A 23566-nucleotide genomic window follows, 5' to 3' on the forward strand; every position below is an offset into this window, starting at 1 on the left:
TTCGATGGGATCAGCTCAGGGCTGGTGGGTCGCAGCGTTCAACTGGTCCACGCGGTTGGCCACGCGGTTGATGCGGCAGGACTGTGCGTCCAGCATCTGGCCCTGGCCGTCGGTACGCGGGTCCCAGCTGCAGTGGCGATCGGTGTCGGACCACCAGGCGGCCTGCGCGTCCATCCAGTCGTCTTTTTCCTTGCTGTCCGGGCTGGCCACCTTCGTTGCAACGATCTGCGCCAACCGGTCTTCCTGGTAGCGCAGTTCTTCATCGCCGCAGGCCTGCAGGGCGGGCGTCACGCCGTCGGAGGCATCCACGCAGGCGGTGTACTGCGGACGCAGCGTGGCCTTGTTGTACGAGTCATCCGGGCGCGCGGCCGGGAAGTCATCATCATCGGCATCCGCCGACGTGGTGGTGCCGGGTGCAGCGGGCGCTGACTGCGGGGCCGTGGCGGGTGCGCTGGTTGTCGCAGCCGCGGCCACGGGGGCAGCCGGCACGGCCGCGTCCGCACTGGTGTCCTTGCACGCGGCCAGGCCCGTGCCGACCGCCAGGACGAGCACGAGCGCACCGGCATTGGCGGACAGCGCGCGACCGATGAACGGGAAAAGCGTCATTGCCTTCATTGCTCATTTCTCCTTGAAAACGGAATCACTGAAGACCCGGTGCCAGCGTGTGCGCCTGCAGCTCGACAGCACGGTTGGCGTATCGATTGATGCGGCACGACTGCGCGTCCAGCAGCGCACCCACATGGTCACTGATGGGTGCGCAGCGCTTGTCGGTGTCTTTGGCCCAATAGGCCTGCTCGTTCATCCAGCGGTCCTTGGCCAGGCTGTGCGGGCTGGCCATCAGGCGCGCCACCTGCAGGTCCAACTGCTTCTGTTGGTACGAAAACTCGGCGGCATCGCACGCCTCGAGCGTGTCATCCCTGCCTCGGGCATCCTGCACACAGCGGGTGTGCTGCGGGCGCAGCGAGGCCTGGGTGAAGGAGGTATCGCGTGGGCGAAGATGCGCCAGCAGGGCATCGGCGCGATAGGCCACGCGGGACAGCCGGCACTCCTGCGCGGCCTGCAGCGCATCCACTGCGGCGTTGGCGGCCGCGGTGCAATAGTGGTCGGTATCGCGGCGCCACGCCGCTTCGGTGGCCGCGAAGGCCGCTCTGGCTCCGTCATCCAGCCCCGCCACGAGGGTGCCGGTCGCCTCCTGCAGATGCTTCTGATGGTAGGCCAGTTCTTGCCTGCCACAGGCCTGCAGGGTGCCCGCGTCCTGCACGCCTTCCACGCAGCGGAAGTAGGCCGGCCGCAGGCGCCCCGTGCTGTAGGACGCATCGGGATACCGGGCGGCGGCGGGGGCCTGCGCGGCGGGCGTCGCGGACGCTGCAGCCGACGCCGTGGGCGCAGCGGGTTGGCAGGCGGCCAGGGCCGTGCACAGCAGCAACGCCACCCAGCGGTGGCCAGCAGGGGGTATGGAATGGCCCGTTGCCTGCATCACGTGCGTCTCCATGCGAGTGGCCGGCAGGGGCCGGCCCAGGCGGGGCCGTCCATCGGCCCCTTCACCCGGCCATGCTAAGACAGCCCCGGCGGCCGGTGCCTGACTGGATTCATGTTGCGTGAAGGCCGTCGCAGAAGCCTGCCCAAGCGGAAACCGGTCACAGGTGTCGCGTGTCGTTGACGACGGCGGGATATCGACGCCGATATAGTCCAGCGCTCGCAATGGATTGGATGCGTGGAGCAGATGATGCAGCACAAGCGTATGAGCATGCCCCTGGCCCTGCTGGCCATGGCCGCCCTGGCCATCGGCACGGCAAGCGCGGCACCGGCCGCCACCGCCCTGAGCCCGACCTTCAGCGCCTGCCGCGACAGCGCGCAGGGTGCGATTGAACAGGCGGCGTGCCTGTCGGCGGAAAGCACCCGCCAGGACCAGCGCTTGAACCAGGCCTACACGCAGCTGCAGGCCCGCCTGAGCGGCGACAAGCGCACCAGGCTGGTGAATGCACAGCGCGCATGGCTGCAGTCGCGCAGCCGCGACAGCGAGCTGGATACCGCGCTGTATGACAACTCGCAGGTGGGCAACCTGCAGGGTGGGCTGGACGATGTGCTGCGCCTGAGCGCGCGTGCCGACCAGCTGCAGAAGTACCTGCAACTGCTGGACTGAGCCGGCAGGGGCCGGGCGCCCACTGCAACGCCCGGCCTTCAATCCCTCAGCGTGCCCGCAGAGGCCCGGACTCGCCCGCGCGCGCGCGCCCGTGCCACTCGTAGTGGGTCTGCTTCCAGCGGCCACCCTCGGTCGCCACCCACTGCACGGTCCAGGTTTCGACCTGCCCCCCCGGCCGTTCATGGGTCAGCGTGACCTGCTCGCCAGGCGCACCCGACGCGGGCAGCGGAAACCGCGCGCCTTCCACCCACCGTGCCGTGTAGGTCGCCCCATCCTGGCGCTGGCGCAGGGTCAGCGTTTCCGGGTCCATCATGCGGCGATTGGCGTCGGGCACACGGTCCAGCCAGTCAAGAATCGCCTTCGCCTCGGGCGTTCCCGCACGATGGTGGGAAACGTGTTCGACGATGGTGGTCGTGATGGCGGCGTCGGGCGCGGCGGCAACCGTGGCCGGCAGTGCGGCCAGGCCGAGGGCCAACAGCAGTGGCAACGAACCGGCGTATACCTTGCGTGCAGTCATGGGTCGTCCTTGAGCGTGTGCGTGATGGCACAGACCGATCATGGCCCGAGCAGCGGCGGGTTTCAATCAGGAAGGTTGCAGGTTCCCGCCGCCCGGGCTGCGGTCAGTGCGCGCCGCCGCGACCGCCCACCTGTTCGATCAGGGTCTGGCTGGCGGCATTGAGGCCCACCACCGTCACCTGCGCGCCATGCGCGGCCAGCTTTTCCTGCGCGCGTTCCAGCGCCGCCACCGCGGTCAGATCCCACAGGTGGGCCTCGCGCAGGTCGATCTGCACCTTCGGCGCAACGTGCTGGTAATCGAAGGCCGCGCCCAGCTGGCCGGCCGAGGCGAAGAACACTTGGCCGCGCACCCGGTAGACCTGTTCGTCGCCCACGGTTTCGTGCTGCACGTCCAGCATGCGGCCGACCTTGCGTGCGAAGAACAGCGCCGACAGCAGCACGCCGCTGATCACGCCCTTGGCCAGGTCATGCGTGGCCACGGTGACCACCACGGTGAGCAGCATCACCGCCGACGAACTGCGCGGATGGGTGCGCAGGTCGCGCAGCGAGCGCCAGCTGAAGGTGCCGATGCTGACCATGATCATCACCGCCACCAGCGCGGCCATCGGAATCTGCCGCACCAGATCGCTGCCGTACACCACCAGCAGCAGCAACAGCACGCCGGCCACCAGGCACGACAAACGGCCGCGCCCGCCCGAGGTCACGTTGATGACCGACTGGCCGATCATCGCGCAGCCGGCCATGCCGCCGAGGAAACCGGTGAGCGTGTTGGCCACGCCCTGGCCGACGCATTCGCGGTTGCGCTCGCTGGGCGTTTCGGTGATGTCCTCGACGATCTGCAGGGTCATCATCGATTCCAGCAGCCCGACCACCGCCAGGGTGGCCGACACCGGCAGCAGGATGCGCAGGGTTTCCCAGGTGAAGGGCACATCGGGCATGAGGAAGTGCGGCAGGCTGTCGGGCAGCTGGCCCATGTCGCCCACGCTGCGCACGTCGATGCCGAAGCCGATGACCGCTGCGGTAAGCACCACGATCGCCACCAGCGGCGAGGGCACCGCGCGGGTGATGTGCGGCAGCAGGTAGATGATGGCCAGCGCCGCGGCGCACAGCACGTACACGGTGGGGCCACGACCGATCAGTTCCGGCATCTGCGCCAGGAAGATCAGGATGGCCAGTGCGTTGACGAAGCCGGTGATGACCGAGCGCGATACGAAGCGCATCAGCGAGCCCAGCTTGAACACGCCGGCCAGCACCTGCAGCAGGCCGGCCAGGATGCTGGCGGCGAACAGGTACTGCAGGCCGTGGTCCTTCACCAGATCGACCATGACCAGGGCCATGGCGCCGGTGGCGGCGGAGATCATGCCCGGGCGACCACCGGCAATGGCGGTGACCACGGCGATGGAGAACGCCGCGTACAGGCCCACCTTGGGGTCGACGCCGGCAATGAGCGAGAAAGCGATGGCCTCGGGAATCAGGGCCAGGGCGACGACCATGCCGGACAGCAGGTCACCACGGATGTTGCCGAGCCATTGCTGGCGCAGGGGATAGGACGTTTGCATGGGAAAACTCCGCGCGCACGCGGGCGTGGCCACGTGGCGCTGTCGATCGGGAGCGGTCAATCACAACCAGTCAATCACAACCAGTCAATCACTGGCAGTCGACCAACGGTCGACTCTACCGGGGGTCGGTACGTGGGAGGGGCGCAGTCTACGGGAAGCGGCCCGGCGGGGATAGCGCGGGCATGGCCCGGCTCTACAATGGAAGCATGGCCGCCGATCGCCCCCGTTTCTTCGATCCCAGCAGTGAACAGGGCGTGCTGCGCCTGTCCATCGCCGCCTCGCTGCTGCTGGCCGCCGCCGCCGTGGTGTTCGGGCTGCTGGCCAATTCCTCGCTGATCATCTTCGACGGCATCTACGGCCTGATCGACGTGGTGATGACCTGGCTGTCACTGCTGGTGACCCGGCTGATCGCCCTGTCCACCAATACCGATGCGCTGCAGTCGCGGTTGAACCAGCGCTTCACCATGGGTTTCTGGCACCTGGAGCCGATCGTGCTGGGGGTCAGCGGCACGCTGATGATCGGCGCGGCGCTGTATGCACTGGTCAATGCGGTGGATGCGCTGATGTCCGGTGGGCGGCATATCGCGCTGGGCCCGGCCATCATCTTCGCCGGCCTGTCCATCGTGGCCGAGGGCACGCTGGCGTGGTTCATCGTGCGCGCCAACCGCCGCATCGGCTCGGAATTCATTGCGCTGGACGCAAAGAACTGGGTGATCGCCGCCAGCATGTCGGCCTGCTACCTGGTCGCGTTTCTGGGCGGTGTGCTGGTACGCGGCACCTCGCTGGCGTGGGTGGGGCCGTATATCGACCCGGCCATCCTGGCCTTCGTCTGCGTGCTGGTGATGATCGCCCCGCTGGGCACGGTACGCCGGGCGCTGGCCGGCATCCTGCTGGTCACCCCGCCGGAGCTGCAGGCGCACGTGGATGCAGTGGCGCGCGATGTGGTGGCCCGGCATGGCTTCGTCGAACACCGCAGCTACGTGGCCCAGGTGGGGCGTGGCGAGCAGATCGAGCTGTTCTTCGTGGTGCGCGAGGACGACCCGCCGCGGGCGCTGCTGGAATGGGACCGGCTGCGTGACGAGATCGGCGATGCGCTGGGCGATGCCTCGCCGGACCGCTGGCTGACCATCATGTTCACCACCGACCGCGAATGGACGATCTAGCACCACCGGACGATTCATCAATATTTAAGGACGATCTGTCACCCATCGTCCATGAAAAGCGGGCAAAGTAGCTCCATCGAAACACCCACCCACTGACCAGGAGCATCCCATGTCCATCGAAAAGGTTCTGTACACCGCCCAGGCCACCTCCACCGGCGGCCGTGAAGGCCGTTCGGTCTCATCCGACAACGTGCTGGACATCCAGCTGTCCACCCCGCGCGAGCTGGGCGGCGCCGGCGGCCCGGGCACCAACCCGGAGCAGCTGTTCGCAGCCGGCTACTCGGCCTGCTTCCTGGGCGCGCTGAAGTTCGTGGCCGGCCAGGCCAAGGTCGCCCTGCCCGCCGACACCACCGTGACCGGCAAGGTCGGTATCGGCCAGATCCCGACCGGTTTCGGCATTGAAGCCGAACTGACCATCAACGTGCCGGGCGTGCCGCGCGAGCAGGTGGAAGAACTGGTGCAGAAGGCCCACATCGTCTGCCCGTACTCCAACGCCACCCGCGGCAACATCGACGTGACCCTGATCGTTGCCTGATGCAGCCAAGGGGTCGGTGGGGTCGGATCCCTTTGCCAACTGGCAAAGGGCTCTGACTCCACTGCCTCCCCTGCACAGGATCGGGGTCAGAGCCCTTTCGCTGTGCGAAAGGGATCCGACCCCAAAAAAATGGGCGGATGCCGGTCGAAACCGGGCATCCGCCCATCCCACCTCGGGTGGGCCCCGGCACAGGGCCGGGGACGCATTCGCTTATTTATCGCTGGTAATGAGCTGCACCACGCTGGAGAAATCCAGCTTGCCGCGGCCGGCCTGGTGGTTCATCGAGTACAGGTTGCGGGCCACTTCGCCCAGCGGGATCGAGGCGCCAACGCTCATCGCCGCTTCCACGGCCAGGCCCATGTCCTTCAGCATCAGGTCGCTGCCGAAGCCGCCGCTGTAACCGCGCGACGCCGGCGCATTTTCCAGCACGCCCGGCCACGGGTTGCACACTTCGGTGGCCCAGCTGCGGCCGGTGCTGACCGCCATCATCTGCGACAGCACCTTCGGGTCCAGACCGTGCGCCACGCCCAGCGCAATAGCTTCGCCGGTCACCGCCATGATCACGCCCAGCGCCATGTTGTTGCACAGCTTGGCGACCTGGCCGGCACCGCTGGCGCCCACGTGGAAGATGTTCTTGCCCATCGCCTGCAGCACCGGGCGGGCGCGCTCCAGCGCGTCCTCTTCGCCACCGACGATGAAGGTAAGGGTGCCGGCCTGGGCACCGGCGGTACCGCCGGAAACCGGCGCATCGATCATCTGCAGGCCGCGTGCGGCGGCGGCTTCGGACACCTTGCGCGCACTGGCCGGGGCGATCGTGCTGCAGTCGATGACCAGCGCGCCGGCCGGAATGGCGGCCAGGATGCCATCGTCACCCAGGTACACGCCCTCGACATGGCGGCTGGCCGGCAGCATCGAGATCACGACCTCGGCATCGGCCAGGGTCTCGCGCGCCGACGCGGCGGCACTGGCACCGGCATCGACCGCCGCCTGCACGGCGGCCGGCACCAGATCGAATACGCGTACGCTGTGGCCGTTCTTGACCAGGTTGGCGGCCATCGGGCCCCCCATGTTGCCCAACCCGATGAATGCAATGCGGCTCATGCAAGGCTCCTTTCAGCCATAGGGGTACCCAGGTCGGCCAGCGGATGCGCGGCGTCGGCCCAGGGGGAAACGAAGAAGGTGTCGGCCCAGGCGGTGGTGGCCTCGGCCAGGGTGGCCGGGTTCCACTGCGGGTTGCGGTCCTTGTCGATCAGCAGCGCGCGGATGCCTTCGGCGAAATCGCCATGGGCGGCGCAGTGCAGTGCGGTGATGTATTCCAGGCGATAGACGCTGGCCAGGTCCTGGCCGGCGCTGTGCCGCTGCAGTTCGAAGGCCAGCCGCGCCGAACCGGGTGCACCGGCGGCGAGCGTCTTCTGCGCCGTCTGCAACCAGGCATCGTCGGTCTGCAGCGTGCTGATGCGATTGATGATCACGAGCAGATCATCGCCTTCGCACAGCGCATCGACCGTCGCGGCATTGGCCAGCAGCGGGCCGGTGGCGGCATCGCTGGCATGCGACTGCAGCAGCTGGCTCAGGCGTTCGTGGTTGTGTGCGGCATCGCTCGACCATGCCACCTGCAGCAGCGCGTCGAACACCGCACTGCGACGCTCCTCGGCCACGTGCAGATCGGCCAGGCCGGCATAGATGGCATCGCCCGGGTTCAACAGCGCACCGGTCAGGGCCAGGAACAGGCCGGCCCTGCCCGGCACGCGCGGCAGCAGCCAGCTGCCACCCACATCGGGGAACAGGCCCACGGTGATTTCCGGGAAGGCCAGCTTGGATCGCTCGCTGACCACGCGGTGGCTGGCGCCGGACATCAGGCCGATGCCCCCGCCCATCACGATGCCATGGCCCCAGCACAGGATCGGCTTGGGATAGGTGTGGATGAGGTAATCGACGCGGTATTCGACGTCGAAGAATTCGGCGGCGTAGGCGTTGTCGCGGATATCGCGGTGGCCGGCGTCGCGGAAGGCGACCATGGCCTTGTGCAGGCTGTGCAGGTCACCACCGGCGCAGAAGGCCTTTTCGCCAGCGCCCTGCAGCACCACCATCGCGATACTGTCATCCTCGGCCCAGGCGTTGAGCTGCTTCAGCAGCAGGTGCGCCATCGGCAGCGAGAAGCCGTTGAGCGTGCGCGGCGCGTTCAGCGTGGCGATGCCGATGCGCGTGCCGTTGCCGGCCACGCGCGCTTCGAACAGCACCGGTGCTTCGTCGGCAACGGTGTCGGTGCTCATGCGTTCTTCCACTGCGCGGCGCGCTTTTCCAGGAAGGCGGTAACGCCCTCGACCTGGTCCGCCGTGTCGAACAGGTCGACGAAGGCTTCGCGCTCGGCCACCAGTGCCGCGGCGTGGGTGCCGGTGCGGGTGGACTGCACCAGGGTCTTGCAGGCGGCGATGCTGGTCGGGCTCTGCTTGCCGGCCTTCTTCGCCCATTCCAGCGCCAATGCCTTGGATTCGCCCTTGCCGACCTTTTCTTCGGCCAGGCCAATGCGCAGTGCGGTGTCGGCGTTGATGCGTTCGCCCAGCAGGATCATGCGCTTGGCCCAGCCCTCGCCGACCAGGCGCGGCAGGTTCTGGGTGCCACCAGCGCACGGCAGCAGGCCGACGGTGGCCTCCGGCAGTGCGACCTGGGCGTGGTCTTCGATGATGCGCAGATCGCAGGCCAGCGCGCATTCCAGGCCGCCGCCCATGGCGTAGCCGTTGATGGCAGCGATGGACACGCCACGGAAGGCCGACAGCGCTTCGAAGGCTTCGCCAAAACGACGCGCGGCTTCGCGTGCAGCGGCCTTGTCGCCCGATGCGAACTGGTTGAGGTCGGCGCCGGCGGAGAAGAACTTCTCGCCGTCACCGGTGATCACTAGGGCGTAGATGTCGCGGTCTGCGTTGAGCGCGCCCACCAGGTCGCGCAGCGCAGCCAGGCTGTGCACGGTCCAGGTGTGCGCCGGCGGGTTGTGCAGGGTCACCACCGCGGTGTGGCCGTCTGCCTCGACCTTCAGGCCCACGTGTTCCTGGGTACGCCAATCCTTCATCGCAGTTCCTCTTCGGTGTTGAGCAGGTGGCGGGCCACGATCACCCGCATGATCTCGTTGGTGCCTTCCAGGATCTGGTGCACGCGGCTGTCGCGCAGCAGGCGCTCGATCGGGTATTCGCGGATGTAGCCGTAGCCGCCGTGGATCTGCAGCGCTTCGTTGCAGATCCTGAAACCGGCATCGGTGGCGAAGCGCTTGGCCATCGCACACCACACGTTGGCATCGCTGGCGCCGGCATCGAGCTTGCGCGCGGCCGAATGCACCATCTGCCGCGCGGCCACCAGTTCAATGGCCATGTCGGCCAGCTTGAACTGCAGGGCCTGGAAGTCGGCCAGCGCCTTGCCGAACTGGCGGCGCTCGCCCATGTAGCGGCGTGCGGCATCCAGCGCGCCCTGCGCCGCACCCAGCGAGCAGGCGGCGATGTTGATGCGGCCGCCGTCCAGCCCCTTCATCGCCAGCTTGAAGCCGCCGCCCTCCTCTCCCAGAAGGTGGCTGACCGGCACGCGCACGTTTTCGAAGGTGATGCCGCGGGTGGGCTGGCTGTTCCAGCCCATCTTCTCTTCCTTGCGGCCATAGCTGATGCCCGGCAGGTCGGCCGGCACCGCGATGGCACTGACGCCGCCGGCACCGGCACCGCCGGTACGCGCCATCACCACCAGCAGTTCGGTGGCACCGGCGCCTGAAATGAAGGCCTTGGAACCGTTCAGCACATAGTCGTCGCCATCGCGCACCGCCGTGGTCTTCAGCGAGGCGGCGTCGGAGCCGGCGCCCGGCTCGGTCAGGCAGTACGAGGCCAGCTTGCTGCCCGACGACAGATCGGTGCCCCACGCGTCGCGCAGTGCGTCCTGGCCCCACTTGGACACCATCCACGAGGCCATGTTGTGGATGCTGATGTACGCCGCGGTCGACGGATCGACGTTGGCGAGCTCCTCGATGACGACGGCGGCGTCCAGACGGCTGAGGCCGCTGCCGCCCACTTCCGGGTCCATGTACAGACCGCAGAAGCCCAGTTCACCGGCCTTGGCGATCGCCTCGCGCGGAAAGATGCCCTCCGCATCCCATCGCGCGGCGTGCGGCGCCAGTTCGGCCTGTGCGAAGTCACGCGCGGCTTCGCGGTACGCCTGCTGCGCTTCTTCCTGGTCCGTCGTCATCGAGTGGCTCATGGCTGCTCCCGCCCTTACTTCAGGCTGATGGTGGTGTTGACGCCGTGGCTCAGCGTCTCGTCATCGAACCAGCGTGCGGTGACGGTCTTGGTCTGGGTGTAGAACAGCACCACCTGCTTGCCGTACGGGCCCAGGTCGCCCAGCTTGGACGCGCGCGAACCGGTGAACGAGAACAGCGGCACCGGCACCGGAATCGGCACGTTGATGCCGACCTGGCCCACGTCGATGTCTTCCTGGAACTTGCGCGCGGCCGCGCCGGACTGGGTGAACAGTGCGGTGCCGTTGCCGTTGGGGTTGCCGTTGACCATCGCGATGGCGTCTTCCAGCGTTTCCGCTTCCAGGATCACCAGCACCGGCCCGAAGATTTCTTCCTGGTAGATGCGCATGTCGGTGGTGACACCGGCAAAGATGGTCGGGCCGACGAAGTTGCCCTTCTCGAAGCCATCCACCTGCGGCTTGCGGCCGTCGAGCACCAGCTTGGCACCCTGCTCCACGCCCGAGGCGATCAGGCCTTCCACGCGCTCGCGGGCGCTGCAGGAAATGACCGGACCGACATCGGTGCCGGCCACGGTGCCGCCGCTGACCTTCAGGGTCTGCGCCTTGGCCACCAGATCCTGCACCCAGCCGCGCGCCTCACCCACCAGCACCAGGGTGGAGGCGGCCATGCAGCGCTGGCCGGCCGCACCGAAGGCGGCGCCGACCATCGCGTTGAGGGTCTGTTCCTTGTTGGCGTCCGGCAGCACCACGGCGTGGTTCTTGGCGCCCATCATGCACTGCACGCGCTTGCCGGCCAGCGAGGCACGGTTGTAGACGTGGGTGCCGACGCGGGTGGAACCAACGAACGACACGGCCTTGATGTCCGGGTGGTCGCAGATCGCATTGACCACTTCTTCGCCACCGTGCACCACGTTCAGCACGCCCTTGGGAATGCCGGCTTCCAGCGCCAGTTCGACCAGGCGCATGGTCACCATCGGGTCCTGTTCGGACGGCTTGAGAATGAAGGTGTTGCCGGTGGCAATGGCCATCGGGAACATCCACAGCGGAATCATCGCCGGGAAGTTGAACGGGGTGATGCCGGCGCACACGCCCAGCGGCTGCATGATCGTGTAGGTATCCACGCCATTGGCCACGTTGTTGGCCAGCTCGCCCAGCTGCAGGTTGCCGATGGCGGCAGCGTGCTCGACCACTTCCAGGCCGCGGAACACATCGCCTTCAGCGTCCGGCAGGGTCTTGCCCTGTTCGGCGGTGAGGATGTGGGCCAGCTCGCTCATGTTTTCGCGGATCAGCTGCTGGTACTTCAGGAAGATGCGCGCGCGGGTACCGATCGGGGTCTTGCGCCAGGTCTTGAAGGCTTCCTTGGCGGCGGCGACGGCGGCATCCACTTCGCTGGTGGTGGCGAACGGCACCTGCGCCAACACGTCCTGGGTGGCCGGGTTGACCACGTCCTGCCAGTGGGAGGTGGCCGATTCGATGAACTGGCCATCGATCAGCATGCGGATACGGGGCGCTGCAACAGTCATGACGACAATCCCACGGGCTCGAAAGATGCTTGGCATTATTCACAGCACCCACCTCGATTTCCGGCCTGAATCCGCTTAATCTGGCCAACACGCCAGACGATTCCTGTTAATTCTGTGAATTTCCAGCCCTCCCAGCGCCAATTGGGCCTGCGCCTGCTGCGGCTGCGCGAGCAGCGCGGCTACAGCCAGGTGGATCTGGCCCGCGCCTTGGGCCTGTCGGCCAGCTACCTGAACCAGATCGAGCGCAACAAGCGCCCGCTGACGCCGGCCGTACAACAGAAGCTGGGCGAGGTATTGGGCGATGTTTCCGCCCTGTTCGACGACGATGAGCCCGCTGCGTTGCAGGAGTCGCTAGGCGAGACCTTGCGCGACCTGGGTCTGGCCGATGTCAGTGCCACCGAGCTGCGGGCGCTGGCCGGCAATCTGCCGCAGGTCAGCCGCGCCCTGCTGGACCTGCACCGCCGCCACCTGGCCCTGCGCGAACATGCCGCCGCACTGGAATTCCAGCTGGGTGAGCCCGGCGCCGGCAGCACTCTGCCGGCCGGTGACCAGGTGCGCGAGTTCTTCAACCGCATGCACAACCACATTCCCGAACTGGACGAACTGGCCGAGCGCCTGTTCGCCGAATGGGGGCTGGCACCGGGCCACGTGGCGCCGCGCCTGCGCCAGCTGCTGGCCGACCGCCACGGCGTGCTGGTGGAAGTGGCCGCGCTGCAGGCCGGGCGCGAGAAGCGCCAGTACGACGCCGGCAGCCGCACGCTGTGGCTGCCGGATTATCTGGAACCGGGCCAGCAGGCGTTCCAGATGGCGGCCGAGCTGGCCCTGCGCGGCTACCTGCCGCAGATCGATGCGGTGGTGGCGCGCGCAGGCTTCCACGATGACGCGCGTATCGCGCAGGCGCGGATCGGCCTTTCCAACTACTTCGCCGGTGCGCTGGTGATGCCCTACATGCGCTTCCTGCGCGCGGCAGAGGCCAGCAGTTACGACATTGAACTGCTGGCACACCAGTTCGGCGTCGGGTTCGAAGCGGTCTGCCACCGGCTGAGCACGCTGGCGCGGCGCAGTGCGCCCGGGCTGCCGTTCTTCTTCATCCGCGTGGACCGTGCCGGCAATGTGTCCAAGCGCCATTCGGCCACCGATTTCCACTTCTCGCAGGTAGGCGGCTCGTGCCCGCTATGGATCGTCTACGAGGCGTTCAACCAGCCCGGGCGCATCCTTACGCAGACCGCGCGCATGCCCGATGGGCGTCGCCATTTCTGGCTGGCACGGCAGGTCAGCAGCGGGCCGGTGGGGCATGGCCAGCCGCGCAAGACCTTCGCGGTGGCGCTGGGCTGCGACCTGCAGCATGCCGAGCGGCTGGTGTATTCCCTGGGGTTGGATGTGCAGAGCCCGGGAAATTCGGTGTCGATCGGGCCGGGTTGCCGGGTGTGTCCGCGCGAGGACTGCATGCAGCGCGCGTTCGTGCAGCTGCCGGGGAGGTGAAGTTGGCAGGTGCCCACCTTGGTGGGCACGCTCTGGCCGTGCGCGAAATGCATCCACGCGTGGCGTGGATCTACTAATCCCAATACACGGTCAGCACGCGGTGGCCTTGCGAGGGTACGGGGGCGTCGATGTGCTGGCCGTAGGGCCAGCCTTCGCCCACACCGTCGCATTCCAGACCCTGCAGCCAGCCTTTCACGGTATCGACGTCGGCGCGGGTGAGCAGGTGCACGTTCTCGGCGGCAGGCCATTCGCTGTCGTCTTCCAATGCGCTGCCCCAGTCCTGGTGCAAGCCGACGTACACGCCTTCCACTTCGGGCTTTTCGGCAATCGCGGCCAGGCGCGCGTACAGCTCGGCAATCGGCGGGCGACCGAAACCCCATTGGTTGGGCGCGATGCATTCTTCGAAATCATTCCCTTCGAAGTACGCGGCCAGTGGCACCACCGGCAGGTGCTCCGGGTCGCGGGCATCAAGGCGTTCAAGCAGTTCCAGCAGTTCCTGGCGGGCAGACATCCAATGCTCCTTGCAGCATGAAGCACGATTGTATCGATCGCGCTCAGTAGATCGGTGTCACCTTCATCTGCGGCAGCGGGCGCGGTGCGCCGTCGGTCAGGTCCGGGCCCAGGTCTTCCCAGGTGCGGCCCTGTTCCACCATCAGCCCCCACAACTGCTGCGACGCCTGGCGCTTGTCTTCCGAACCCAGCTTGTACGACGGCGGCACCGGCTCACCCACGGCAACGGTGGAATACGCGGCGCGGTAGGCCAGCACCTGCTGCGCCGGGTCGTCGGTGCGCGCCACTTCCAGCGTGTAGCGCTGGTAGGCCGAAGCCAGATTGCGCCAGCGGATCCAGTAGTGGTTCTCGAACGAGAACGCACAGAAGCGCGCGCCAGCCAGGCTGCCCTTGTCGGCAATGCGGGTCAGCACGTCCTGCGGCATGTCCAGGTTCATGCCGCCTTCGTCTCCCTGCAGGCTGACGTGCACGATGCGGTCGCGGTAGCCGGGCGCGCGCGCCTGTAGCAGGTCGCGCCAGTTCTGCATGGTGGCCACCACGGCGAACAGGAAACGCCCCAGTTCACCGGCAGCCAGCGGCGTGGCGATGGACTGGTAGTGGCGCTGCCAACCATGGCGGTTGCCGGTGGGCAGGAACACCGACTTTTCCAGGGCCGCGCGCGTACTGCTGCCGTGGTTCACTTCTTCGGCGTGCTGCGGGTACACCAGATTGATGGCGAACGTGGGCCAGCGCGGCATTGCCGCGTCGAACAGGTGGATGGGGAAGTTGCTGCTGATGCCGCCGTCGGAGAACCAGCACACGCGGAAGGCGGTGATCACCGGGCCGCACGCCTGGCCGGCGCTGGTCAGCCCTTCCATGCTGTCGGCCACGTTGTGCTCCTGCGTGGCCGGCGCCGCCGCCGGTTCGCAGCGGCGCTCGCGGCGGGCGGGTTCGTGCAGCGGCACGGCGCTGATCAGCAGCGGGAAGCTGAGGCTCATGCGCGTGGCCACCAGCACCGGCAACTGCGCGCCCTGCGGCAGATGGTAGTACTGGCGCCCGTCCACCTGCAGCGGCGCACCGGCCTGCTGCACCAGCCAGTCCACCATGCTGGCCGGGAACAACTGGGCGAATTCCTCGCGCAGAAACCAGAACTGCGCCCCGCCCAGCGGCAGGGTGCGCGGTTCGTTGTGGGATACACAGGTGGTGATCATCTGCAGGCTGATGGCCTGCGGGCTGTGCGGTTCGCCGGCATAACGCGGGGCATCGTGCAGATCGGCGAAGGTGAGCGGGGCGTCCAGCGGCTTGCCCGCCAACTGCTGCAGGCGCGCGTGCAGCCAGTCGGTCAGCGCCGGAGTCTGTGGATCGCGGCCCAGCCCGCTGCACAGGCCCAGCAGATTGCGCCGGGCGACACGGGCCACGCGCAGCGCTGCACCGGCCACACCGGCGCCATAGGCGCACAGCAGCGACGGCAGCAGGGTGGCCGCCACACCGCTCCAGCCGCCGCCCCAGCCGCCCAGCGCCAGCAGCAGGGCCAGCGACACCAGCACTTCCAGCGGCGCGATGGTGAACACGGCCACGGCCAGGCACAGCAGCTTGCGCGGCCAGCGCGCCTTGCCGGTCAGCACCACCAGCAACCGGTACGCCGAACGCGCGCCGCGCGCGGGCTGGAACAACCCGTAGATGAAACCGCGCCGCGACAGCTGCGCCGACACCGCCGACAGCCCACCGTAGCCCGCCTCACCGGCCAATGTTTCGCCGGCCTGCTGGCGACGGTCGCCATACGCGGCCGCCGCAGCCACCGCCGCGGCGATGGCCCCGGCCGAGGTTCCACCGATGCTCTTGAAGCGGTACTGCTGGGCCAGCGCCAACACCGCGTTGGGATACACGATGCCGCTGGTGATGCCGCCTTTCATGACCAGATCGCAATATTTGTCCGCCACTGCCCTACCCCCGTGCATGCCGTCCACCGCGTGGGTTCCAGTATGGCGCAGGGGCTTCTCAGGGCCTGAGAACCGCTGCGCAGTCAGCGCGATTCCCCCTTGGCCGGGCGCCGTGCCGCATGCACACTGCGGCCAGGAAGCGGACTGCAGGGACTGCCCATGACCACCCGACGCGCCTTCATTGCCGGCTGCGGCGCCGCTGCGACGGCCGCCGCCTGTTCACCCGGGCAGGCCCCCACCGGCAACGACATCAGCCAGCTCGAGCCCACCCCGTTGGCGGGCATCACCCGTATCGACGGCCAGGTCCGCCTGGTAGACGTTCTGCAGCGCCACCGTGGCCCGGTCTGCGTGGCCGGTGGCCGCTTCAGCATGGGCGGGCAGACCACTGCCAGCGGCGCCCTGCAACTGGACATGACCGGCCACAACCGGCTGCTGCGGCTGGATGTGCCGGGCAAGGTGGCGCGCGTGCAGGCCGGCATGCGCTGGCGCGACCTGCAGGCGCTGCTGGACCCGCACGACCTGTCAGTGAAGGTGATGCAGAGTTTCAGCAGCTTCACCATAGGCGGCTCGGTCGGCGTGAACTGCCATGGCCGCTATGTCGGCAACGGCAGCCTGGCCGCGACGATCCGCGCATTGCAGGTGGTACTGCGTTCGGGCGAGGTACTGGAAACATCGCGCAGCCAGCACCCGGACCTGTTCGCGGCGGTGATCGGCGGCTACGGGCTGCTGGCCGTGGTGAGCGAAGTGGAACTGGACCTGGCCGACAACGCACGCATGGCGCGGCACATGCAGCGCGTTGCGCTGGCGGACTACCCGCAGTGGTTCGCCGACCACGTGCCGTCGCGCGGCGATGCCCTGATGCACAACGCCGATCTGCTGCCGCCGCGTTTCGATGCCCCGGTAACGGTGACCTGGCACCGCAGCAGCGCCGCGCTGACCGACACCCGCCGGCTGGTGCCGGTGGGCGACCGCTACGCCTACGAACAGAACATGATCTGGGCGGTGTCCGAACTGCCGGGCGGCGCACAGCTGCGCGACAGTTCGGTGGTGCAGAAGCAACTGCAGCAGCCGCGGGTGATCCACCGCAACCTGGAAGCGAGCCTGGACGTGGCCTCGCTGGAGCCGCGCACGCGCGCGATGTCCACCTACCTGCTGCAGGAGTACTTCATTCCGGTGCGGCAGTTCCAGGCGTTCGCCACGCGCATGGCGGCGATCCTGCAGCACCACCATGTGGACGCACTGAACGTTTCGATCCGGCACGCGCCGGCCGATACCACTTCGCTGCTGGCGTGGGCGCGCCAGGACGTGTTCTGCTTCGTGCTGTACCACAAGCAGCGGCGCTTCCCGTGGAGCGACACCCTGGCCACCGGCTGGACGCGGGCGCTGATCGATGCCGCGCTGGACTGCGGCGGCAGCTACTACCTGCCCTATCGCCCGCATGCCACCCGCGAACAGTTCCGCCGCGCCTACCCGCAGTGGCAGCGGTTCGTTGAAGCCAAGCGCCAGTACGACCCGCAGATGCAGCTGGTGAACCATCTTTGGCAACGCTACCTGGCGGCGCCGTAGCAATGGCGTCAGAGCCCGTTGTCTGGCTACGGGATCTGACCCCGGTGGAATGAAGGGGTCGGATCCCGTTGCAGCGCAACGGGCTCTGACCCCAACCCCCTTGACCGGCGCGGCCAACGCGTCCACCGTGGGCGCGCCGAAGGTATCCCTCCAGGCGTTCACGCGCAGGGAGGGATTTAAACGGGAATCCGGTGAAGGCGCCTGGCGCGCCCATTCCGGAGCTGCCCCGCAGCGGTGAATGGAAACGAAGCCTGCCAACAGCACTGGGCGCATGCCTGGGAAGCGGCAGGGAGTAGGTGGGCTGCGGCCCGTGTCCATCAGCCCGAATACCGGCCCCGGCCGGGGGACATGACCGTCCCCTGATTCGACCTGGACTCTCCGCGGGGAGGGTGCCGGGGCCATCGTCGTCCTGCGCGCGCGGGCGCTGTGGCCGCGTGCGTCCTGTTCACGGTGTCCGGCCCGATCCGTTCCCCACGCTGCCACGCACCCGACGATGACCGAGCTTCAACGCCCCACCCTGACCCTGCCCGCCGACGGCAAGCGCCTGCTGCTGCATTCCTGCTGTGCCCCGTGTTCGGGTGAAGTGATGGAGGCGATCACCGCCTCCGGGATCGATTACGCGATCTTCTTCTACAACCCCAACATCCACCCGGTGAAGGAATACGAGCTGCGCAAGCAGGAAAACATCCGCTTCGCCGAGCAGCATGGCATTCCGTTCATCGACTGCGACTACGACACCGACAACTGGTTCAGCCGCGCGCGCGGCATGGAAAACGAGCCCGAGCGCGGTATCCGCTGCACCATGTGCTTCGACATGCGCTTCGAACGCACCGCGCTGTACGCGCACGAGCATGGCTACGACACCATCAGTTCGTCGCTGGGCATTTCGCGCTGGAAGAACATGGCGCAGATCAATGACTGCGGCATTCGCGCCGCGTCGCGCTACGAGGGCCTGCAGTACTGGGACTACAACTGGCGCAAGGGCGGCGGCGCCAGCCGCATGGTGGAGATCAGCAAGCGCGAGCAGTTCTACCAGCAGGAGTACTGCGGCTGCGTGTACTCGCTGCGCGATGCCAACCGCCACCGCCGCGAAACCGGGCGCGAGCGCATCAAGATCGGCCTGCTGTATTACGGCCAGGATGCGGAAACGCCCAAGGGCGATTGACGCACGCGTACGGGGCGGCCACGCTGGTCGCCCCCTTCTGTTGTAGTGGATCTGCCATGACCGTCCTGCCCGCCGATGTCGCCCTGCTGGTGATCGACCTGCAGCCGGACTTCATGCCCGGTGGTGCGCTGGCCTGCGCCGACGGCGATGCGCTGGTGGCACCGATTGCCGAACTGCTGGCCCAGCGCCGCTATCGCACGGTGGTGGCCACCCAGGACTGGCACCCGGCCGGCCATGCCTCGTTTGCCAGCCAGCACCCGGGCACGCGCCCGTTCGAGACCATCCTGCTGCACGCGCAACCGCAGACCCTGTGGCCCGACCACTGCGTACAGGGCAGCGACGGCGCCGCACTGCACCCGGGCGTGGACTGGAACGTGGCCGACCTGATCCTGCGCAAGGGCACCCGCCCGCAGGTGGATTCGTACAGCGCCTTCCGCGAAAACCACGGGCCGGATGGCGATCGCCCGGCCACAGGCCTGGCCGGCTGGCTGCATGAGCGGCGCATCCGCGAAGTGCACGTGTGCGGCCTGGCGCGCGACTACTGCGTGCTGTGGAGCGCGCAGGACGCGGCCAAGGCCGGATTCCGGGTGAAGTTCCTGTGGGAGCTGACCCAGCCGGTGACCGATGCCAACGACGCGATGGTGCGCGAGGCCTTGGGCAAGGCAGGGATTGCGGTCATCTGAGGTGCGCCCGCCGGGCATGGCCCGGCGACCACGCAACCGGCTGTCAGCGGAACACCACCGTGCGGTGCCCGTTGAGCAGGATGCGGTGTTCGACATGGCGGCGCACGGCACGCGCCAGCACCTGCGATTCGGTATCGCTGCCCAGCCGCACCAGGTCGCGCGGGGTCATGGCGTGGTCCACGCGGGCCACGTCCTGTTCGATGATCGGGCCTTCGTCCAGGTCTTCGGTCACGTAGTGCGCGGTGGCGCCGATGATCTTGACCCCACGCGCGTGCGCCTGGTGGTACGGCTGCGCGCCCTTGAAGCTGGGCAGGAAGCTGTGGTGGATGTTGATCGCACGGCCGGCCAGTGCGCGGCACAGGGTGGGCGACAGAATCTGCATGTAGCGCGCCAGCACCACCAGATCGATGCGCTCGCGGTCGACCAGATCGATGATCTGCTGTTCCTGCACCGCGCGCGTTTCCGCCTTCACCGGCAGGTGGTGGAACGGCACCTGGTAGGACGCGGCCAACGGCGCGAAGTCGGCGTGGTTGGACGCCACCGCGGCAATATCCACCTTCAGCTGCCCGCTGTGCGCGCGGAACAGCAGGTCGTTCAGGCAATGCCCCTGCTTGCTGACCAGCACCAGCAGGCGCGCGCGGCGGCGGCCGTCGTGCAGCTGCCAGTCCATGCCGAAATCGGCGGCGAGCGCGGCCATGGCGCCATGCACCGTGTCCAGCGGCAGGCCGGCGTCGCGATCGAAATGCACGCGCAGGAAGAAACGACCGCTCTCTTCATCGCCGAACTGCTGGGCGTCGAGGATGTTGCAGCCGTGGTCGAACAGCAACCCCGACACGCGGTAGACGATGCCGGTGCGGTCGGGACAGGACAGGGTAAGAATGGAATCGGGTCGCATGGCCCAAGTTTAGGGCAGCACCCTGCGGCGGTGCACAATGCTGTCAGATGCAACCGATCTTCAGTGCGGATGCACCGTCAACGCCACCAGGCGCACCACCAGCGGGCGCACCACCAGCACACCACAGAACGCCACCGGCATGGCCATCTGGTAGGCCGCCAGCACCCGCGCCAGGTAGCCGCTGCCCAGCCCGGCGTTGGCCGCCGTCATGACCAGGCACATCAGCAGCGCCATCAGGCTGGCCATGAAGAAGGCGAACACGAACGGCGTACTGCGGGCGTGCAGCTTCCAGCGGAAAGTTCGGGGGTGGGCCATCGCACATCGCATCGGGTGAAGTGGGCCGGCAGGCTAGCGGTGCGACGGCCTGTGCACAGCCCCGTCGCGCTTGGGGCAGACCCAAGCCACGCTTGCCGGTTTCCGTGGCAAGCTGGCCGGTCATGAACCTGTTGCAGCTCATCCGCAGCTTCACCCGCACCGCGCAGACCGGCAGCATTGCCGCGGCCGCGCGCAGCCTGGGTATCAGTGCCACCGCCGTGGGCCAGAACATCCAACGCCTGGAAACCCACCTGGGCGTGCGCCTGCTCAACCGCAGCACGCGACAACTGGCCTTGAGCGAGGCCGGGGCGCTGTACTTGGCCCAAGTGCAGCACATCGAGGCCGACCTGGCTCGTGCGCAGGCGCTGGTGACCGCCGACGACATCGTGCCCAGTGGGCCACTGCGCATCGCCAGCAGCCGCGCCTTCGGCCGCCATGTGCTGGCGCCGCTGCTGCCGTCGCTGCAGCAGCGCTACCCGCAACTGCAGCTGGAACTGCGTCTGAGTGATCGCGCGGTACAGCACGGTCCGGAAACGGTGGATGTCAGCCTGCGCATCGGCGCCCAGCTGGAGGATGGGCTGGTGGCGCGGCCGCTGGCGCGCATTCCATTCCTGTTCTGCGCCGCCCCGGCCTACCTGGCTGCGCACGGCATGCCGCAGGAACCGGCCGAGCTGCAGCAGCATCGTGGCCTGCTGCACCGCTTCCCCACCGATGGCCGGCCGCTGCGCTGGGGCCTGCGGCGTGGCGATACGCGGATGGACGCGGCCCTGCCGCCCAGCATGGTCTGCGATGACATCGACGCGCTGGCCGAGCTGGCCGCCGCCGGTGCCGGCATCACCCGGCTGGCCGCCTTCGTGGCCGACCCGTATCTGCGCGATGGCCGGCTGCAGACGGTGTTCGGCCCGGCCAGCGCGTGGCAACCGGAGCCGATGGAGGTGTTCTTCTGCGTAAGCGACCGACGCGACTTCACCGCGCGCATCCGCGCCCTGTTCGAGCACCTGCAGGCCGGCCTGCCGCCGGCCTGGCAGGTATGACCGGCCTCAGCGCGGGCGGAACACGTTGCGTGCTTCGCGCGGTTCGCAGCGCAGGTACTGCGGCGCCGGCACCACGCTGTCGCCCAGCGCGGCAGCGGCATGCCACGGCCAACGCGGGTCGTACAGGATGCCGCGGGCCAGGGCGATGGCATCGGCCTGGTTGTGGCGCAGGATCGATTCGGCCTGTTCCGGCTCGGTGATCAGGCCCACCGCGATGACCGGCATGCGCAGCTTCTTGGCCTTGATGGCCGCGGCGAACGGCACCTGGTAGCCCGGGCCCACGCTGATCTTCTGGCGCTCGTCCAGGCCGCCGCTGGACACGTGCAGGAAGTTGCAGCCGCGCGCGTCCAGCACCTGTGCCAGGGCTTCGCTCTGCACCACGTCCCAGCCGCCTTCCACCCAGTCATTGGCGGAAATGCGCACGCCCACCGACACCTTGTCCGACACCGCTTCACGCACCGCGTCGAACACTTCCACCAGCAGGCGCAGGCGGTTCGGCAGCGAGCCGCCGTAGCCGTCGGTGCGGCGGTTGCTGAGCGGCGACAGGAACTGGTGCAGCAGGTAGCCGTGGGCGGCGTGGATTTCGATCAGCTCGAAGCCCAGGCGCTCGGCGCGCACGGCGCTGGCGGCGAAGGCGGCCACCACCTCGGCAATGCCGGCTTCATCCAGCGCCTGCGGGGCCGGGTCGTTGGCATGGAACGGCAGCGGCGACGGCGCCACGGTGGGCCAGCCACGGGCATCGTCGGCCGGCAGCTGGCGGCCGCCGTCCCACGGGCGTGCGGTGGAGGCCTTGCGGCCGGCGTGGCCCAGCTGGATGCCCAGCGGCATCGGCGACCAGCGCCGCACGCTGGCCAGCACCTGCGCCAGCGCCGCTTCGGTACCGTCGTCCCACAGCCCCAGGTCGGCGTAGCTGATGCGCCCGCGCGGTTCCACCGCGGTCGCTTCCAGGATCAGCAGGCCGGCGCCGGACTGCGCCAGGTTGCCCAGGTGCTGGGCATGCCAGTCGCTGGCGCGGCCATCTTCGGCGGAGTACTGGCACATCGGCGCGATCACGATGCGGTTGGACAGGGTAAGAGGGCCGAGGGTGACCGGCGAGAACAACTGGCTCAAGGCGATAGCGACATGCGGAGGGGGTGCGTATTGCACCGCTGCACGGCCTGCGGATCAACCGTCTGGATGGATCGCTGTTTCGCGGGGGCGCATTGCGCGCTCGCCGGGCATGGCCCGGCGCTACCGGCTGCACGGGACGATGAACGGTAGAGTCGACTGTCAGTCGACTGCTTTCTGCGATACGGCTGAACACCCCGCGCTGCGTGCGGTAGTCGACTGACAGTCGACTCTACCCGGCCGGATGCTGCCAGGTCGCAATGCGGCCAGGGCCTCGGCGCATTCGCGGGGGCGCGTGAACGGTAGAGTCGACCGTTGGTCGACTGCCGTTGGCGATACGACTGAACAGCCCGCGCTGCGCGCGGTAGTCGACTGACAGTCGACTCTACCGGGCCGTATACCCGCTGACGAAGCCGGCCAGGGCCTCGGCGCAGTCGCGTTCATCCTTGAACTGCAGCAGGTCGTCGGCGCGGGTGCGACCGCGGTTCAGCGCCGCGACCGGCAGGCCGGCCTTGGCCGCGGCCTGCACGAAGCGGAAGCCGGAATAGACCATCAGTGAGGAGCCCACCACCAGCAGCGCATCGGCCTGCTGCAGGTGCTCATGCACCGCCGCTACCCGTTCGCGCGGCACGTTTTCGCCGAAGAAGACGACATCTGGCTTCAGCAGGCCGCCGCAGTACGGGCAGTCCGGCACCACGAACGCGGAAAAATCAGTCTCCAGATCGGCATCGCCATCTGGGGCGATGCCGGCCTCCAGCGCGTCCCAGCCGGGGTTGGCGTCCAGCAGGCGCTGCTGGAACTCCTCGCGCCCGCTGCGGCGTTCGCAGCCCATGCAGCGCACCAGGTCCAGCCGCCCGTGCAGATCGATCACGTTCGTGCTGCCGGCACGCTGGTGCAGGCCATCCACGTTCTGGGTCAGCAGCACCTGCAGGGTGCCGCGTGCTTCCAGCGCGGCCAGCGCCTGGTGGGTGCCGTTGGGCAGGGCCAGGCCGAAGCGCGGCCAGCCCAGCAGGCTGCGCGCCCAGTAGCGCTGGCGGGTGGCCGCCTCGCCCATGAAGGCCTGGTAGGTCACCGGCGGGGTGCGCTTCCACTGGCCGTCGGTATCCCGGTAATCAGGAATGCCCGAGGCGGTGCTGCAACCGGCGCCGGTGAGCACGAACAGGCGCTGGGCGCGGTCGATGAAGTCGGTCAGCGGCGGGGTCATGCCGACCAGATGGGGGCGCG

Annotated in this window: 23 protein-coding genes and 1 riboswitch; of the genes, 8 read left to right on the plus strand and 15 right to left on the minus strand. The window is 68.2% G+C overall.

From position 1 onward, the window contains the following. Nucleotides 1-15 precede the first annotated feature (15 nt). Nucleotides 16-615 (minus strand): lysozyme inhibitor LprI family protein, encoded by a 600-nt coding sequence (locus IAE58_RS01190; protein WP_199932544.1) that lies wholly within the window; start codon nucleotides 613-615, stop codon nucleotides 16-18. Nucleotides 616-640: 25 nt separating this feature from the next. Further along, complete coding sequence (locus tag IAE58_RS01195) at nucleotides 641-1480, minus strand: lysozyme inhibitor LprI family protein (protein WP_199932543.1); 840 nt, start codon at nucleotides 1478-1480, stop codon at nucleotides 641-643. Nucleotides 1481-1741: 261 nt separating this feature from the next. Between IAE58_RS01195 and IAE58_RS01200 the strand changes: the two genes are divergently transcribed. Beyond that, on the plus strand, nucleotides 1742-2143 hold the full coding sequence (locus IAE58_RS01200; protein ID WP_233614576.1) for a lysozyme inhibitor LprI family protein: 402 nt from the start codon (nucleotides 1742-1744) through the stop codon (nucleotides 2141-2143). 46 nt (nucleotides 2144-2189) lie between these two features. Here the strand turns inward: IAE58_RS01200 and IAE58_RS01205 are convergent, their stop codons facing one another. Then, nucleotides 2190-2660, minus strand: coding sequence for a hypothetical protein (locus tag IAE58_RS01205; protein ID WP_199932541.1), 471 nt, complete (start codon nucleotides 2658-2660; stop codon nucleotides 2190-2192). Between the two features lie 103 nt (nucleotides 2661-2763). Continuing rightward, complete coding sequence (locus IAE58_RS01210) at nucleotides 2764-4218, minus strand: SulP family inorganic anion transporter (RefSeq protein WP_199932540.1); 1455 nt, start codon at nucleotides 4216-4218, stop codon at nucleotides 2764-2766. A 182-nt stretch (nucleotides 4219-4400) separates the two neighbouring features. Between IAE58_RS01210 and IAE58_RS01215 the strand changes: the two genes are divergently transcribed. Both IAE58_RS01215 and IAE58_RS01220 read left to right on the plus strand, forming a co-directional pair. Then, complete coding sequence (locus IAE58_RS01215; protein WP_199932539.1) at nucleotides 4401-5381, plus strand: cation transporter; 981 nt, start codon at nucleotides 4401-4403, stop codon at nucleotides 5379-5381. A 109-nt stretch (nucleotides 5382-5490) separates the two neighbouring features. Next, complete coding sequence (locus IAE58_RS01220) at nucleotides 5491-5916, plus strand: organic hydroperoxide resistance protein (RefSeq protein ID WP_004153735.1); 426 nt, start codon at nucleotides 5491-5493, stop codon at nucleotides 5914-5916. Between the two features lie 210 nt (nucleotides 5917-6126). Here the strand turns inward: IAE58_RS01220 and mmsB are convergent, their stop codons facing one another. The 5 genes from mmsB to IAE58_RS01245 are packed head-to-tail and all read right to left on the minus strand — an operon-like array spanning nucleotide 6127 to nucleotide 11666. Then, entirely contained in the window at nucleotides 6127-7017 is an 891-nt protein-coding gene (gene mmsB, locus IAE58_RS01225; protein ID WP_108751855.1) for a 3-hydroxyisobutyrate dehydrogenase, read from the minus strand. Continuing rightward, the gene (locus tag IAE58_RS01230) at nucleotides 7014-8189 is read right to left on the minus strand and encodes an enoyl-CoA hydratase/isomerase family protein (protein WP_199932538.1); all 1176 of its coding nucleotides are present in this window, start codon (nucleotides 8187-8189) and stop codon (nucleotides 7014-7016) included. Before IAE58_RS01230 ends, mmsB begins: the two co-directional genes overlap by 4 nt. Further along, entirely contained in the window at nucleotides 8186-8983 is a 798-nt protein-coding gene (locus IAE58_RS01235) for an enoyl-CoA hydratase (protein ID WP_108755123.1), read from the minus strand. The genes IAE58_RS01230 and IAE58_RS01235 overlap by 4 nt, the downstream gene beginning before the upstream one ends. Further along, nucleotides 8980-10146, minus strand: coding sequence for an acyl-CoA dehydrogenase family protein (locus IAE58_RS01240; protein ID WP_199932537.1), 1167 nt, complete (start codon nucleotides 10144-10146; stop codon nucleotides 8980-8982). Before IAE58_RS01240 ends, IAE58_RS01235 begins: the two co-directional genes overlap by 4 nt. Before the next feature lie 14 nt (nucleotides 10147-10160). Next, nucleotides 10161-11666: a CoA-acylating methylmalonate-semialdehyde dehydrogenase gene (locus tag IAE58_RS01245; RefSeq protein WP_108751851.1), complete on the minus strand. Its 1506-nt coding sequence runs from the start codon at nucleotides 11664-11666 to the stop codon at nucleotides 10161-10163. 114 nt (nucleotides 11667-11780) lie between these two features. Between IAE58_RS01245 and IAE58_RS01250 the strand changes: the two genes are divergently transcribed. Continuing rightward, on the plus strand, nucleotides 11781-13148 hold the full coding sequence (locus IAE58_RS01250; protein WP_108755121.1) for a short-chain fatty acyl-CoA regulator family protein: 1368 nt from the start codon (nucleotides 11781-11783) through the stop codon (nucleotides 13146-13148). Between the two features lie 73 nt (nucleotides 13149-13221). Here the strand turns inward: IAE58_RS01250 and IAE58_RS01255 are convergent, their stop codons facing one another. Both IAE58_RS01255 and IAE58_RS01260 read right to left on the minus strand, forming a co-directional pair. Beyond that, nucleotides 13222-13659, minus strand: coding sequence for a hypothetical protein (locus tag IAE58_RS01255; protein WP_199932536.1), 438 nt, complete (start codon nucleotides 13657-13659; stop codon nucleotides 13222-13224). Nucleotides 13660-13702: 43 nt separating this feature from the next. Then, the gene (locus tag IAE58_RS01260; RefSeq protein WP_199932535.1) at nucleotides 13703-15595 is read right to left on the minus strand and encodes a patatin-like phospholipase family protein; all 1893 of its coding nucleotides are present in this window, start codon (nucleotides 15593-15595) and stop codon (nucleotides 13703-13705) included. A gap of 141 nt (nucleotides 15596-15736) precedes the next feature. Here IAE58_RS01260 and IAE58_RS01265 point away from each other — a divergent pair, with 141 nt between their 5' ends. The 3 genes from IAE58_RS01265 to pncA all read left to right on the plus strand — a co-directional run bounded on the left by IAE58_RS01265 (nucleotide 15737) and on the right by pncA (nucleotide 18991). Beyond that, nucleotides 15737-17143, plus strand: a complete 1407-nt coding sequence (locus IAE58_RS01265) for an FAD-binding oxidoreductase (RefSeq protein WP_199932534.1) — start codon at nucleotides 15737-15739, stop codon at nucleotides 17141-17143. Between the two features lie 135 nt (nucleotides 17144-17278). Continuing rightward, a riboswitch (cobalamin riboswitch) is annotated at nucleotides 17279-17496 on the plus strand. 140 nt (nucleotides 17497-17636) lie between these two features. Next, the gene (locus tag IAE58_RS01270) at nucleotides 17637-18308 is read left to right on the plus strand and encodes an epoxyqueuosine reductase QueH (RefSeq protein WP_199932533.1); all 672 of its coding nucleotides are present in this window, start codon (nucleotides 17637-17639) and stop codon (nucleotides 18306-18308) included. A 56-nt stretch (nucleotides 18309-18364) separates the two neighbouring features. Beyond that, nucleotides 18365-18991, plus strand: a complete 627-nt coding sequence (pncA, locus tag IAE58_RS01275; protein ID WP_108751846.1) for a bifunctional nicotinamidase/pyrazinamidase — start codon at nucleotides 18365-18367, stop codon at nucleotides 18989-18991. A 43-nt stretch (nucleotides 18992-19034) separates the two neighbouring features. Here the strand turns inward: pncA and purU are convergent, their stop codons facing one another. Together purU and IAE58_RS01285 are read right to left on the minus strand one after the other, a co-directional pair. Beyond that, nucleotides 19035-19886, minus strand: coding sequence for a formyltetrahydrofolate deformylase (gene purU / locus IAE58_RS01280; protein WP_199932532.1), 852 nt, complete (start codon nucleotides 19884-19886; stop codon nucleotides 19035-19037). A 60-nt stretch (nucleotides 19887-19946) separates the two neighbouring features. Next, nucleotides 19947-20201 carry a DUF2798 domain-containing protein gene (locus IAE58_RS01285; RefSeq protein ID WP_199932531.1) on the minus strand — a complete coding sequence of 85 codons (255 nt, stop codon included), beginning with the start codon at nucleotides 20199-20201 and terminating at the stop codon, nucleotides 19947-19949. Nucleotides 20202-20323: 122 nt separating this feature from the next. On the opposite strand from IAE58_RS01285, the gene IAE58_RS01290 reads away from it, so the two are divergent. Further along, nucleotides 20324-21235: a LysR family transcriptional regulator gene (locus IAE58_RS01290; protein ID WP_199932530.1), complete on the plus strand. Its 912-nt coding sequence runs from the start codon at nucleotides 20324-20326 to the stop codon at nucleotides 21233-21235. Between the two features lie 6 nt (nucleotides 21236-21241). On the opposite strand, the gene IAE58_RS01295 is transcribed toward IAE58_RS01290, so the two are convergent. Together IAE58_RS01295 and IAE58_RS01300 are read right to left on the minus strand one after the other, a co-directional pair. After that, nucleotides 21242-22345, minus strand: coding sequence for an NADH:flavin oxidoreductase/NADH oxidase (locus tag IAE58_RS01295; protein ID WP_108751842.1), 1104 nt, complete (start codon nucleotides 22343-22345; stop codon nucleotides 21242-21244). A 382-nt stretch (nucleotides 22346-22727) separates the two neighbouring features. Next, nucleotides 22728-23546, minus strand: a complete 819-nt coding sequence (locus tag IAE58_RS01300) for an NAD-dependent protein deacetylase (RefSeq protein WP_199932529.1) — start codon at nucleotides 23544-23546, stop codon at nucleotides 22728-22730. Nucleotides 23547-23566 lie beyond the last annotated feature (20 nt).

The organism is Stenotrophomonas sp. S49 (assembly GCF_016624905.1).
In the GTDB taxonomy this organism is placed as follows: Bacteria; Pseudomonadota; Gammaproteobacteria; order Xanthomonadales; family Xanthomonadaceae; genus Stenotrophomonas.

What these genes read in the sequence shown, in the direction of transcription:
- IAE58_RS01235 (WP_108755123.1), bottom strand. Translation starts at nt 8,983, where the DNA reads ATGAAGGATTGGCGTACCCAGGAACACGTGGGCCTGAAGGTCGAGGCA.
- IAE58_RS01200 (WP_233614576.1), top strand. Translation starts at nt 1,742, where the DNA reads ATGAGCATGCCCCTGGCCCTGCTGGCCATGGCCGCCCTGGCCATCGGC.
- IAE58_RS01255 (WP_199932536.1), bottom strand. Translation starts at nt 13,659, where the DNA reads ATGTCTGCCCGCCAGGAACTGCTGGAACTGCTTGAACGCCTTGATGCC.
- IAE58_RS01210 (WP_199932540.1), bottom strand. Translation starts at nt 4,218, where the DNA reads ATGCAAACGTCCTATCCCCTGCGCCAGCAATGGCTCGGCAACATCCGT.
- pncA (WP_108751846.1), top strand. Translation starts at nt 18,365, where the DNA reads ATGACCGTCCTGCCCGCCGATGTCGCCCTGCTGGTGATCGACCTGCAG.
- IAE58_RS01215 (WP_199932539.1), top strand. Translation starts at nt 4,401, where the DNA reads ATGGCCCGGCTCTACAATGGAAGCATGGCCGCCGATCGCCCCCGTTTC.
- IAE58_RS01190 (WP_199932544.1), bottom strand. Translation starts at nt 615, where the DNA reads ATGAAGGCAATGACGCTTTTCCCGTTCATCGGTCGCGCGCTGTCCGCC.
- IAE58_RS01260 (WP_199932535.1), bottom strand. Translation starts at nt 15,595, where the DNA reads ATGCACGGGGGTAGGGCAGTGGCGGACAAATATTGCGATCTGGTCATG.
- IAE58_RS01230 (WP_199932538.1), bottom strand. Translation starts at nt 8,189, where the DNA reads ATGAGCACCGACACCGTTGCCGACGAAGCACCGGTGCTGTTCGAAGCG.
- IAE58_RS01205 (WP_199932541.1), bottom strand. Translation starts at nt 2,660, where the DNA reads ATGACTGCACGCAAGGTATACGCCGGTTCGTTGCCACTGCTGTTGGCC.
- IAE58_RS01300 (WP_199932529.1), bottom strand. Translation starts at nt 23,546, where the DNA reads ATGACCCCGCCGCTGACCGACTTCATCGACCGCGCCCAGCGCCTGTTC.
- IAE58_RS01270 (WP_199932533.1), top strand. Translation starts at nt 17,637, where the DNA reads ATGACCGAGCTTCAACGCCCCACCCTGACCCTGCCCGCCGACGGCAAG.
- IAE58_RS01265 (WP_199932534.1), top strand. Translation starts at nt 15,737, where the DNA reads ATGACCACCCGACGCGCCTTCATTGCCGGCTGCGGCGCCGCTGCGACG.
- IAE58_RS01285 (WP_199932531.1), bottom strand. Translation starts at nt 20,201, where the DNA reads ATGGCCCACCCCCGAACTTTCCGCTGGAAGCTGCACGCCCGCAGTACG.
- IAE58_RS01290 (WP_199932530.1), top strand. Translation starts at nt 20,324, where the DNA reads ATGAACCTGTTGCAGCTCATCCGCAGCTTCACCCGCACCGCGCAGACC.
- mmsB (WP_108751855.1), bottom strand. Translation starts at nt 7,017, where the DNA reads ATGAGCCGCATTGCATTCATCGGGTTGGGCAACATGGGGGGCCCGATG.
- IAE58_RS01245 (WP_108751851.1), bottom strand. Translation starts at nt 11,666, where the DNA reads ATGACTGTTGCAGCGCCCCGTATCCGCATGCTGATCGATGGCCAGTTC.
- purU (WP_199932532.1), bottom strand. Translation starts at nt 19,886, where the DNA reads ATGCGACCCGATTCCATTCTTACCCTGTCCTGTCCCGACCGCACCGGC.
- IAE58_RS01220 (WP_004153735.1), top strand. Translation starts at nt 5,491, where the DNA reads ATGTCCATCGAAAAGGTTCTGTACACCGCCCAGGCCACCTCCACCGGC.
- IAE58_RS01240 (WP_199932537.1), bottom strand. Translation starts at nt 10,146, where the DNA reads ATGAGCCACTCGATGACGACGGACCAGGAAGAAGCGCAGCAGGCGTAC.